This window comes from Clostridium septicum, from assembly GCF_003606265.1.
Lineage (GTDB): Bacteria > Bacillota > Clostridia > Clostridiales > Clostridiaceae > Clostridium > Clostridium septicum.
The window spans coordinates 1514454-1526179 of record NZ_CP023671.1; the positions used below are offsets into that span (position 1 = coordinate 1514454).

The 11726-nt window shown below is 36.8% G+C and carries 8 protein-coding genes, 2 tRNA genes, 3 rRNA genes and 1 pseudogene; 2 read left to right on the forward strand and 12 right to left on the reverse strand.

Annotation, left to right across the window (positions count from 1 at the left end):
- Positions 1–124 precede the first annotated feature (124 nt).
- From CP523_RS06670 to CP523_RS06695, 6 genes are all read right to left on the reverse strand, one after another.
- Complete coding sequence (locus tag CP523_RS06670) at positions 125–316, reverse strand: hypothetical protein (protein WP_066677279.1); 192 nt, start codon at positions 314–316, stop codon at positions 125–127.
- Between the two features lie 14 nt (positions 317–330).
- On the reverse strand, positions 331–1560 hold the full coding sequence (locus CP523_RS06675) for an IS91 family transposase (protein WP_120140379.1): 1230 nt from the start codon (positions 1558–1560) through the stop codon (positions 331–333).
- Between the two features lie 139 nt (positions 1561–1699).
- Positions 1700–1775, reverse strand: a tRNA-Phe gene (locus tag CP523_RS06680).
- Positions 1776–1781: 6 nt separating this feature from the next.
- A 5S ribosomal RNA gene (rrf, locus tag CP523_RS06685) occupies positions 1782–1898 on the reverse strand.
- Between the two features lie 202 nt (positions 1899–2100).
- Positions 2101–5004, reverse strand: a 23S ribosomal RNA gene (locus CP523_RS06690).
- Positions 5005–5308: 304 nt separating this feature from the next.
- A 16S ribosomal RNA gene (locus CP523_RS06695) occupies positions 5309–6823 on the reverse strand.
- Together the 16S, 23S and 5S rRNA genes with 1 tRNA gene alongside form the textbook arrangement of a ribosomal RNA operon.
- Before the next feature lie 534 nt (positions 6824–7357).
- Here CP523_RS06695 and CP523_RS06700 point away from each other — a divergent pair.
- Positions 7358–8035, forward strand: coding sequence for a uracil-DNA glycosylase (locus tag CP523_RS06700; RefSeq protein ID WP_120140723.1), 678 nt, complete (start codon positions 7358–7360; stop codon positions 8033–8035).
- A gap of 95 nt (positions 8036–8130) precedes the next feature.
- On the opposite strand, the gene CP523_RS06705 is transcribed toward CP523_RS06700, so the two are convergent.
- From CP523_RS06705 to CP523_RS06715, 3 genes are all read right to left on the reverse strand, one after another.
- The gene (locus CP523_RS06705; RefSeq protein WP_066679218.1) at positions 8131–8340 is read right to left on the reverse strand and encodes a hypothetical protein; all 210 of its coding nucleotides are present in this window, start codon (positions 8338–8340) and stop codon (positions 8131–8133) included.
- Between the two features lie 316 nt (positions 8341–8656).
- Positions 8657–8732: transfer RNA gene (locus CP523_RS06710), tRNA-Phe, on the reverse strand.
- A gap of 99 nt (positions 8733–8831) precedes the next feature.
- Positions 8832–9041, reverse strand: coding sequence for a hypothetical protein (locus CP523_RS06715; RefSeq protein ID WP_066679214.1), 210 nt, complete (start codon positions 9039–9041; stop codon positions 8832–8834).
- A 133-nt stretch (positions 9042–9174) separates the two neighbouring features.
- Between CP523_RS06715 and CP523_RS06720 the strand changes: the two genes are divergently transcribed.
- Entirely contained in the window at positions 9175–9603 is a 429-nt protein-coding gene (locus CP523_RS06720; RefSeq protein ID WP_066679212.1) for a hypothetical protein, read from the forward strand.
- 79 nt (positions 9604–9682) lie between these two features.
- Here the strand turns inward: CP523_RS06720 and CP523_RS06725 are convergent, their stop codons facing one another.
- The 3 genes and pseudogenes from CP523_RS06725 to CP523_RS06735 form a co-directional block, all read right to left on the reverse strand.
- Positions 9683–10618, reverse strand: a complete 936-nt coding sequence (locus CP523_RS06725; protein WP_066679211.1) for a CPBP family intramembrane glutamic endopeptidase — start codon at positions 10616–10618, stop codon at positions 9683–9685.
- Positions 10619–10807: 189 nt separating this feature from the next.
- A pseudogene (locus CP523_RS06730) lies at positions 10808–11272 on the reverse strand (nicotinamide-nucleotide amidohydrolase family protein); the annotation flags it as partial.
- A gap of 147 nt (positions 11273–11419) precedes the next feature.
- Positions 11420–11656, reverse strand: a complete 237-nt coding sequence (locus CP523_RS06735; RefSeq protein ID WP_066679205.1) for a hypothetical protein — start codon at positions 11654–11656, stop codon at positions 11420–11422.
- Between the last annotated feature and the right edge of the window lie 70 nt (positions 11657–11726).

Genomic DNA, 11726 nt, shown 5'->3' on the forward strand with positions numbered 1-11726 from the left:
AATTTTTATACTTTCCTGTACATTAAAAAAGTGGCTTTCGCCACGCTCCCTTCGGGAATTTAATTTTAAGTACCTTAAAAAGCATAGAACCGATATCTGTTCTATGCTATATTTTTCCTATTAATTAATACTTTATTCCATATACTCCAGTATACTCTTTAGGCCTCATTACTCCTCCGCACTTTTCACATGAAAAGCATGGTGGTTCATCAACATTGCTTTGATCCATTTCATCAAAATATTCAACTACTTCTTTAGGAATATTTTCTTTAGCTCCGCAAATAGTACAAATATATAATATTTCCTCTGTTTTCATTTTACTTCCTCCAACTAAGTTGTTTTCGGAATTATTTTACCACTTAATATACGTTTAGTAATAGCATAATTTTCTATAGCCTTTTCTAATTTTTCTTCATTCTCTTCTATAATCTTAATTCTCAGCCGTTCCCTCATGGACCCATATTTAGGATATACAATATCATGAAATCTCATTTTATTACCACAGTTAGGACATTTACACGGATTTACACCACTTATTGCCAGTATTCTATTCTCCCAAGTTGCTATAGATCTTCTTATACTTAATATCTTTTCATCTATCATTTTTATAAAATTAAATTTTCCTTTGCTTCTTCTAGAATAAATTCCAAAGTATCTTATCATTTTAAAATTTTTCTCTGGAATATGTCTTATTATTCTTTTTATGAACTCATATACATGTACAGTTTCAACTATGACCTTATTATCTTCATGTCTAGTATATTTATAAGTCACATTTTCACCATCATATTTAAGAATCCTTGATTCCGCTATCGCAGGACGTCCCACATATCTCCCTACATATTTTGCTGCTGTCTTCGCTGATTTTATCTCAGTTTTAGCATGAACATAAAAACCTTTATCTTTCTCTTTATATAGTTTATTTTTTAGTAATTTAATTTCTTTTGTATTTCCATTTATATAAGTTATTTCATCTAACAAAACCTTTTGCCATCTTTTTCTTAATGATTCATAAGATATGTGCCTTATATGCCTCCATTCTGTTATATTTCCTCTCCCTCCTTCTGTAACCATCATATGTACATGAGGATTCCACTTCAAATCTCTTCCAAATGTATGTATTACAGTTACTATACCTGGTGTGAATTCCTCCTTTCTATTTAAACTATGCATCCAACTCGTAACAGCTCTCGCTGCGCACTTCGGCAATATCTTAAGTCTTTGTCTATCCAGTCCAAAAAATTCTCTTAATTCTTTTGGTATAGTAAAAACTATATGTCTATGCCTAACATTTATTAAATTTCCCAACATATTATCAATCCAATTATCCGTATAAATCTTTCCACATGAAGTACAAAATCTACTTTTACATGTAAATCCGATTCTCTTTGTAGTATTACAATTATTACACTTCAATTCAATAAATCCATACTTTGTATCTTTACACTTTAAAACTTTTTCTACTTCCTTTTTAACATTAGGTCTAATCTTATTTTTATATAACTTTTCAAACTCTTTCCAATGGTCTTCTAATATTCTTTTTATTTTACCTTTTTTCATCTGTTAAACCTCTAATTTATAATTAATTAATTTAACATATTTGAAGGCTAAAAGCTAGATAATATCTAACTTTCAGCCTGCAAAATTTTTATACTTTCCTGTACATTAAAAAAAGCATTAGCTTATGCTAATGCTTTCCTGGTGGCTCGACCAGGAATCGAACCAGGGACACGAGGATTTTCAGTCCTCTGCTCTACCGACTGAGCTATCGAGCCATATTAACCTGGCAATGTTCTACTCTCCCACACAGTCTCCCGTGCAGTACCATCGACGCTGTAGAGCTTAACTTTCCTGTTCGGAATGGGAAGGAGTGTTTCCTCTACGCCATCATCACCAGATGGTGTGAGACCCTAAATCTTTAATTTAGATGTCGAACCCACTCAGCTATGCTGAGCTTCCTTTTCAACAATTAAATCTCAGTTTAGTTCTTACTTCACTTTTTCAGAGAATGTTCTCTGAAAATTGCACATGAATGAGAGCCAAAATCTTTGATTTCGTTTCTCGAATTCACTCAGCTCTGCTGAGTTTCATCTTATTGTTTTGGTCAAGCCCTCGACCTATTAGTATCAGTCAGCTAAATATGTTACCACACTTACACCTCTGACCTATCAACCTTGTGTTCTTCAAGGGGTCTTACTAGCTTATGCTATGGGAAATCTCATCTTGAGGGGGGCTTCACGCTTAGATGCTTTCAGCGTTTATCCCTTCCCGACTTAGCTACCCAGCCATGCTCCTGGCGGAACAACTGGTGCACCAGAGGTCAGTCCATCCCGGTCCTCTCGTACTAAGGACAGCTCCTCTCAAATTTCCTACGCCCGCGACGGATAGGGACCGAACTGTCTCACGACGTTCTGAACCCAGCTCGCGTGCCGCTTTAATGGGCGAACAGCCCAACCCTTGGGACCTACTACAGCCCCAGGATGCGACGAGCCGACATCGAGGTGCCAAACCTCCCCGTCGATGTGGACTCTTGGGGGAGATCAGCCTGTTATCCCCGAGGTAGCTTTTATCCGTTGAGCGATGGCCCTCCCACGAGGTACCACCGGATCACTAAGCCCGACTTTCGTCCCTGCTCCACTTGTGGGTGTCGCAGTCAGGCTCCCTTCTGCCTTTGCACTCTTCGAACGATTTCCGACCGTTCTGAGGGAACCTTTGGGCGCCTCCGTTACTTTTTAGGAGGCGACCGCCCCAGTCAAACTGCCCACCTAACAATGTCCCGTCACCAGATTCATGGCGTCCGGTTAGAACCCCAATACTGTCAGGGTGGTATCCCAAGGTTGACTCCACCAAGGCTGACGCCCTAGTTTCCAAGTCTCCCACCTATCCTGTACAGACAATATCGGAATTCAATGCTAAGCTACAGTAAAGCTCTACGGGGTCTTTCCGTCCAATCGCGGGTAGCGAGCATCTTCACTCGCACTACAACTTCGCCGGATTTGCAGTTGAGACAGTGCCCAAGTCATTACGCCATTCGTGCGGGTCAGAACTTACCTGACAAGGAATTTCGCTACCTTAGGACCGTTATAGTTACGGCCGCCGTTTACTGGGGCTTAAGTTCACACCTTCGCTTGCGCTAAGTGTTCCCCTTAACCTTCCAGCACCGGGCAGGCGTCAGCCCCTATACATCAGCTTGCGCTTTAGCAGAGACCTGTGTTTTTGCTAAACAGTTGCTTGGGCCTATTCTCTGCGGCCTACTCTCGTAGGCACCCCTTCTCGCTAACTTACGGGGTCAATTTGCCTAGTTCCTTAACTGCAATTCTTCCGCTGGTCTTAGGATTCTCTCCTCATCTACCTGTGTCGGTTTGCGGTACGGGCACTACTTCTCTCTCTAGATGCTTTTCTTGGAAGCATGGAATCAGATACTTCAGCCTAATGGCCTTCCCCATCACGCCTCAGGATTGTTGAAACGGATTTGCCTATTTCAACTCCCTAAACGCTTAGACTAGCATTTCCAATCGCTAGCACATCCTATCCTTCTCCGTCACACCATCGATAATAACGATTGTAGTGGTATCGGAATATCAACCGATTGTCCATCGCCTACGCCTATCGGCCTCGGCTTAGGTCCCGACTAACCCTGGGCGGACGAGCCTTCCCCAGGAAACCTTAGATTTTCGACCTGTGAGATTCTCACTCACATCTCGCTACTAATGCCAACATTCTCACTCGTAATCAGTCCACCGCTCCTTACGGTACGACTTCAGCCCGATTACGACGCTCCTCTACCGCTCATCTTACGATGAGCCCGTAGCTTCGGTGGTAAGTTTGAGCCCCGGACATTTTCGGCGCAGGATCTCTCGACTAGTGAGCTATTACGCACTCTTTCAATGAGTGGCTGCTTCTAAGCCAACATCCTAGTTGTCTTAGAAATCCCACATCCTTTTCCACTTAACTTACACTTTGGGACCTTAGCTGACGATCTGGGCTTTTTCCCTTTTGACCACGGATCTTATCATTCGTAGTCTGACTGCCGGACTAATAGTATATGGCATTCGGAGTTTGATAAGGTTCGGTAAGCGATACGCCCCCTAGCCCATTCAGTGCTCTACCTCCATTACTCATATCCGACGCTAGCCCTAAAGCTATTTCGAGGAGAACCAGCTATCTCCGAGTTCGATTGGAATTTCTCCGCTATCCACAGCTCATCCCATGCTTTTTCAACAGCAACGTGGTTCGGTCCTCCACGGGGTTTTACCCCCGCTTCAACCTGGCCATGGATAGGTCACCCGGTTTCGGGTCTACGGCATGCAACTACTCGCCCTATTAAGACTCGGTTTCCCTTCGGCTCCGTACCTTAAGTACTTAACCTTGCTACATACCGTAACTCGTTGGCTCGTTCTACAAAAAGCACGTCATCACACTCATATGGTGCTCTGACCGGTTGTAGGCACACGGTTTCAGGTTCTATTTCACTCCCCTCCCGGGGTTCTTTTCACCTTTCCCTCACGGTACTGCTTCACTATCGGTCATCAGGTAGTATTTAGCCTTGGGAGGTGGTCCTCCCTGCTTCCCACAAGGTTTCACGTGTCTCGTGGTACTCTGGATCAGAACTCTAAACCTTTTTGTTTTACCTACGTGGCTATTACACTCTATGGCCTAACTTTCCAGTTATTTTCGGTTACAAATTAGTTTATTTTATGTTCTGTCCGCAACCCCAGAGATAAATCTCTGGTTTGGGCTCTTTCCCTTTCGCTCGCCGCTACTTAGAAAATCGATTTTTCTTTCTCTTCCTCCAGGTACTTAGATGTTTCAGTTCCCTGGGTTTACCTTCCTGCAACTATTTATTCATTACAGGATACATGGGGTTTCCCATGTGAGTTTCCTCATTCGGAGATCTCCGGATCACTGGCTATGTGCGCCTACCCGAAGCTTTTCGCAGCTTATCACGTCCTTCATCGGCTCCTGATGCCAAGGCATTCACCATGCGCCCTTTGTAGCTTGACCTATACGGTTCTCTTTTACAAAGAGTTAATTTACTTTCACAAAGAATATTATTCTTGGCTTGTTGTCACTTCTCAATTAACTTTCGTTAATCTGAAACTCCTGTTCACATACGCTTTCAGGAGTAAGTTCGAATAACTAAATCATAAATTTAGATTCTCACTTAAGTTGTTTTTAATTCATGTGCAATTTTCAAAGAACAAAAATTTTGAAGGCTTTTGGTCCTTCAAAATTGAACAGAAGTTAAGATACCATATCTTTTGAGTTATTACTAGTTAATCATCTTGTTAACTAGATTTCTCCATAGAAAGGAGGTGATCCAGCCGCAGGTTCTCCTACGGCTACCTTGTTACGACTTCACCCCAATCGCTGACCCTACCTTAGGTCGCTGCCTCCTTGCGGTTAGCTCACGAACTTTGGGTATTGCCAACTCTCATGGTGTGACGGGCGGTGTGTACAAGGCCCGGGAACGTATTCACCGCGACATGCTGATTCGCGATTACTAGCAACTCCAGCTTCATGTAGGCGAGTTTCAGCCTACAATCCGAACTGAGACAAGTTTTATAGTTTAGCTCCACCTCGCGGTATTGCATCTCGTTGTACTTGCCATTGTAGCACGTGTGTAGCCCTAGACATAAGGGGCATGATGATTTGACGTCATCCCCACCTTCCTCCCGGTTAACCCGGGCAGTCTCGCTAGAGTGCTCAACTAAATGGTAGCAACTAACAATAAGGGTTGCGCTCGTTGCGGGACTTAACCCAACATCTCACGACACGAGCTGACGACAACCATGCACCACCTGTCATCCTGTCCCCGAAGGGACTTCCTCGATTAAGAGTAATGCAGGAGATGTCAAGTCTAGGTAAGGTTCTTCGCGTTGCTTCGAATTAAACCACATGCTCCGCTGCTTGTGCGGGCCCCCGTCAATTCCTTTGAGTTTTAATCTTGCGACCGTACTCCCCAGGCGGGATACTTAATGTGTTAACGGCGGCACGGAAGGAGTTGATACCTCCCACACCTAGTATCCATCGTTTACGGCGTGGACTACCAGGGTATCTAATCCTGTTTGCTCCCCACGCTTTCGAGCCTCAGCGTCAGTTACAGTCCAGAGAGTCGCCTTCGCCACTGGTGTTCTTCCTAATCTCTACGCATTTCACCGCTACACTAGGAATTCCACTCTCCTCTCCTGCACTCTAGACTTCCAGTTTGAAATGCAGCCCCCAGGTTGAGCCCGGGTATTTCACATCTCACTTAAAAGTCCGCCTACGCTCCCTTTACGCCCAGTAAATCCGGACAACGCTCGCCACCTACGTATTACCGCGGCTGCTGGCACGTAGTTAGCCGTGGCTTCCTCCTCAGGTACCGTCATTATCGTCCCTGAAGACAGAGCTTTACGATCCGAAAACCTTCATCACTCACGCGGCGTTGCTGCATCAGGGTTTCCCCCATTGTGCAATATTCCCCACTGCTGCCTCCCGTAGGAGTCTGGGCCGTGTCTCAGTCCCAATGTGGCCGATCACCCTCTCAGGTCGGCTACGCATCGTCGCCTTGGTGAGCCGTTACCTCACCAACTAGCTAATGCGCCGCGGGCCCATCTTGTAGCGGATTACTCCTTTAATTGCTGCTCCATGCGAAGCTGCAATGTTATGCGGTATTAATCTCCCTTTCGGGAGGCTATTCCCCTCTACAAGGCAGGTTGCCCACGTGTTACTCACCCGTCCGCCGCTAGGTTTGTTTCCGAAGAAACTCCCCTCGCTCGACTTGCATGTGTTAGGCACGCCGCCAGCGTTCGTCCTGAGCCAGGATCAAACTCTCACTAAAAAGTTTAATCTGTTGCTCAAATTACTTTGAGTCTTTTAAGACTCTCAAAAGAATTGCTGGTTATTACTTAACTTTTTCTGTTCAATTTTCAAAGACCATTTCCCTCATCGCCCTCAAGCGACTCGTTTATCTTATCACTCTTAAAAATTCTTGTCAACAACTTTTTTAAAGTCATTTTTCAAATCTACTAAAAGCGACTCGTTTATCTTATCATCAACTTCATTTACTGTCAACACTTTGTTTTTCGTGTTGTTTTCGCTGACAACGTATTAAATATTATCATATTCTTTTATTATTATACCTAATAAATTCTTTTTTATTCATAATTAACATAAATTTGCTATTGTTTGCTTAAAATATATAGATATTTCTATTACTGATATTCTAGGTAACGTTTGTGCCTAAATTTGTATAATTTTGGTGAATTATTATGAATATAACTTATATTAAACTCAAAATCTGCTTATTATATTGATATAATTCAATGAAAATCCTTTATCTATACTTATGTTATAATTATTTCGAGGTGATAATATGAAAAAAATTTTAGATAATGACTGGCAAGAATTATTAGAAAGTGAATTTCAAAAAGAATATTATCAAGATTTAAGAAAATTTCTAATTTATGAATATAAAACAAAAACCATATATCCTAATATGTATGATATATTTAACGCATTAAAGTTTACTTCCTATAAAGATGTTAAAGTTGTTATTATAGGTCAAGATCCTTATCACGGACCTAATCAAGCTCATGGTCTTAGCTTTTCTGTTAATAAAGGTATTAAAACTCCTCCTTCACTACTAAATATTTATAAAGAGCTTAATTCTGATTTAGGATGCTACATACCTAATAACGGTTATCTGAAAAAATGGGCTGATCAAGGTATTTTACTTATAAATACTGTACTTACAGTAAGAGCACATGAAGCAAATTCACATAAAAATATGGGATGGGAAATATTTACTGATAAAATCATAAGTCTACTTAATGGAAAAGATGACCCAATAGTTTTTATTCTCTGGGGAAATCCTGCTATAAAAAAATCTTTATTAATAACAAATAAAAATCATTTTATACTAAAGTCTCCTCATCCAAGTCCACTATCGGCTTCTAGAGGTTTTTTTGGAAGTAGACCATTTTCTAAAACAAATGAAATTTTAAAATTTATTGGAAAATCTCCCATTGACTGGCAAATAGAAAATATATAAACAATATAAAAAGGTATGAAATCTTCTAAACTTCATACCTTTTTATATTAAATAATAAATCATAATTCACCTTTATTTTTATTTATTTTGTAATTCTATATAATTTCCTTCCTATGCATTCCTTTTAGCTTGTGAGATAAAAAGCGAATACCTGAAACTACTATTCCAATTACTCCTCCTGCAGCAAATCCTAAAATAACATTTCCAATTAATGATCCTACAAAAGTTCCAATGCCTACTCCAATAGCAATACATTTTGCTAAATAATCATACTCTTCATCTGACAAACTTAATTTTTCTAACATTTTAATCACGCCCCTAAAGAATTTAATACTTTGTAATTTAATAATAAATGAAATATCTTAATTATTCCTTAAGCAAACCTTAAAATTGCCTAAATTGATTTTCAACTCTATAACATCATATTATACCATTTCAAAAACCTTGTAAAGGGTTATTTGATACTTTTTAATATTATTTTCACTATCGTTTCGCTTAATTATATTATACTTAAATATTATAAAAATGCTATTACAATATTCCTACTTATTAGTTACAAAATTCTTACATATTTAATTTTCCCAATAAAAAAACCAACTAATTTAAAATTAGTTGGTTTCCTGGTGGCTCGACCAGGAATCGAACCAGGGACACGAGGATTTTCAGTCCTCTGCTCTACCGACTGAGCTATCGAGCCTTAACAATATTTATTTTATCTAAAATCTATAAAAATGTCAAACATTTTGTTGAAATTAGTTTTAATTTATTATAAAAACTTTGCTATATAAAAACTCTATTACTTAACAATACCACTATCATCATTTTTATTGTTTTTTTGTCTTAATGCCTCAACTGCTCCAAATACAGATAAGTTTTGTCCAATAGCTTCAAATAGCCAAGCTACTATTTCTTGTTCTTCACTAGTCAAGCTTTGTGCTATATCTGCTGCTATAAATGCAGCAACTACAATAAGTTGATCAGAACTTAAGCTAAATAAATCTATCATACTAGTCCCCTAAAATTAAATTATCAATATCATTTATATGCCTTAATAAAATTAAAAGTACTTATTATAGGTAATTTCTCTTCTTCAATATAATATAATATAAAGTATATTACTTTTTACGGAGTGTAATTGTGTGAAATATTTACTTTTCATAGCTTTAATATCAGGCTTAGTAGGAACTTATTTTTACTACGACCATAAACTTGCTTTAACTAGAAAACAACTAATGATAGCTTCTAAAAGAAATAATAAATTAAAATCTAGAGCTACTCCCAAGAAAAATCTTGATATTAAAATCAATTTTTCGAATCCTACTTCAAAAATAGGTCTAACAAACATTAATACCAATTTATATTTAGCACCAATAAATTCTTCACCTATAATTAGAACAATAAAAATTAGAATGGAAGTTCAAATTTTAGATGCTGCTGAAACTAATTCTCAAACTTGGTATTATGTTAATTTACCTATAGATAGTAATATTAATTGTAGAGGATGGCTTAACTCTACTGACTTTTCTATATTATATAGTGACTCTACAAACATTACAAAAACTACTTAACTTAATTACTTATACTTATAAATTAAGGAACTGAAATAGAAAGAGTATCTCCTCTAATTATTTCAGTTCCTTTGTATATTTATATATTTATATATTTATAAAACATGAAAGCAATATATACTACAATAATTAATATAAACGGTATATTAATTATACTATCTTTGTCTTTTATAATTTCTTTTCTTTCTTCTGTTAACACACCTCTTCTAATATTAAGTTCTTCTAATTTTTTTATTATCATATATACAAATGTTGCAAATATTAATGCTATAACTCCATATACTACGAACATAATCATCTTCTCATTAATTGGTAATGCTCTTAATGATAAATCCATGTTTCCTTCTAGTATGGTTGTTGACTGGGGTATGCTATTTAATAATTTAGAAGCAGTTACTGAAGTTCCATTTATTATAAAGTGGATAATTGCTGATGCAAATATACTATTAGTTATTCGTACCACTAAAGCTAAAATAAATCCCAAAACTGTTGTATACAAAAATTGTTGTGGATCTAAATGAAATATTCCAAAAAATAATCCTGTTACCATTGCTGCTAAATACATGTTTTTATTTTCATACCCAGATAAAACTACACCCCTTATTGTACACTCCTCAGTAATTGCAGGTAATAAAGCTACTAAAGATAATAAAATTAAATAAGGTGTTGAGTTTATTTGTGTTATAAAAGCTCCAATTTCATTATTAAAGAAAAATGCTGTTATTATAGAGAAAAAACTCATAATAGGCTGGCATAAAAATGCTAATAGTATTATCAATAAAATATCTTTAAAATATAATTTATTTAACTTCAAAGTATTTTTAACAGATGATTTTGTTAATATTATATATACTGTTGCCGGAACTAAAAATAATAAAATATGATTCATAGCTAAGGCAATTCTTATATCTGTAACTCCTATCTCTTTATAAATAGGCACTAAAATTTTTGGCATAAAAATTTCCAATAATATTATTATTAGAAAATATAAATTAGCTCTAAAAACTTTTTTCATTTAAGTACTTCCTTTCAATAATTTTTAAGGTGATTTTTATGTATATCATTTCTTTAATGTGGGCATACTTAAAAATGAAGCGAATAAGCTTCCACAGTTAATCGCCTCTCCCCCATTTTATTTATATACAGCGATAATCCCTTTTAATACTATTTAGTTTAAAAGGGATTATTTTTCCCTTTTTTATTTTTATTCTAAATTATGCTTTAACATATTTAAAGCGCTTAATACAGCTTCCTCTCTAACTTGTTGTCTATCTCCTTTAAAATTAAACTTTTTTACTTGGGTTTTACCTTTAACATATACTCCTATATAAACTAACCCTACTGGCTTTTCTTTTGTTCCTCCTCCTGGTCCTGCTATACCTGTAGTAACTACAGAAACATCAGTTTTAGCCTCTCTTGCAATCCCTTCTGCCATTTCTCTTGCCGTTTCTTCACTAACAGCACCAAAACTTCTTAAAGTTTCTTCCTTTACTCCCAGCCTTTTCATTTTAGATTCATTTGAGTATGTTACTACACCCTCTTTAAATACTTCAGATATACCTGGATAAGAAATTAATTTTCCTGCTACTAACCCACCTGTACAAGATTCTGCTGTTGAGATAGTTAATTTATTTTTACATAGAATTTTTCCTACTATATATTCTATAGATCTATCATTACCATTATTACTCATAAAGTTCTCCTTTTACATATTATAAATATTGTTTATTTAATTATAATATTATTTTATATAATATTATAGTTTTTATTTTACATTGAAAAGCTACTAGCTTTTATTGCTAGTAGCTAAGTAGTATTATTTTAATTTATTAGCATTAATATAATATTCTCCATTTCCATTAACCCCTTGCTCTTTTATTAAGAAATCTCCATCCCTTAACATGGATGTTATTATATTTATATCTTGCTGACTAGTATTACTTAAAGTTATTGTAAAACTGTCATTCATATCTACTACACCCATATAATCAAAGATGTTACTATATTCGCTAAGATTTAAATTTCCTTGTATATCCATCTTATAATCTGGCATAGTCTTCCTCCTAAATTCATGTTATTTCTATAGCTTAAAATATAATTAATTAATTATATTTTACTCATAA

What these genes read in the sequence shown, in the direction of transcription:
- CP523_RS06670 (WP_066677279.1), bottom strand. Translation starts at nt 316, where the DNA reads ATGAAAACAGAGGAAATATTATATATTTGTACTATTTGCGGAGCTAAA.
- CP523_RS06675 (WP_120140379.1), bottom strand. Translation starts at nt 1,560, where the DNA reads ATGAAAAAAGGTAAAATAAAAAGAATATTAGAAGACCATTGGAAAGAG.
- CP523_RS06700 (WP_120140723.1), top strand. Translation starts at nt 7,358, where the DNA reads ATGAAAAAAATTTTAGATAATGACTGGCAAGAATTATTAGAAAGTGAA.
- CP523_RS06705 (WP_066679218.1), bottom strand. Translation starts at nt 8,340, where the DNA reads ATGTTAGAAAAATTAAGTTTGTCAGATGAAGAGTATGATTATTTAGCA.
- CP523_RS06715 (WP_066679214.1), bottom strand. Translation starts at nt 9,041, where the DNA reads ATGATAGATTTATTTAGCTTAAGTTCTGATCAACTTATTGTAGTTGCT.
- CP523_RS06725 (WP_066679211.1), bottom strand. Translation starts at nt 10,618, where the DNA reads ATGAAAAAAGTTTTTAGAGCTAATTTATATTTTCTAATAATAATATTA.
- CP523_RS06735 (WP_066679205.1), bottom strand. Translation starts at nt 11,656, where the DNA reads ATGCCAGATTATAAGATGGATATACAAGGAAATTTAAATCTTAGCGAA.